1 protein-coding gene is annotated in these 264 nt (G+C 51.1%); it reads right to left on the bottom strand.

The annotated features are described in order from the left end of the window. The coding region (locus GNF10_RS37585; protein WP_185607544.1) for a tetratricopeptide repeat protein at nucleotides 1-264 on the bottom strand (264 nt) is incomplete at both ends.

Genomic DNA, 264 nt, shown 5'->3' on the forward strand with positions numbered 1-264 from the left:
CTTGGGAGTTGTAGAGTAGAGCTAGGTTGTTGAGGCTAGTGGCGACAGATGGATGTTCTTTACCCAGCAGCTTGCGCTTGAGTGCTAAAGCTTGGATGTAAAGGGGTTCGGCTTCGCTGTATCTGCCTTGGGAATCGTAGAGTGCCGCTAGGTTGTTGAGACTAGTTGCGACAGATGGATATTCTTCACCCAGCAGCTTGCGCCAGAGTGCCAAAGCTTGAATGTAAAGGGGTTCGGCTTCGCTGTATCTGCCTTGGGAGTTGT

Origin of the sequence: Nostoc sp. UCD121, assembly GCF_014222285.1 — a bacterium.
Classification (GTDB): Bacteria; Cyanobacteriota; Cyanobacteriia; order Cyanobacteriales; family Nostocaceae; genus Nostoc.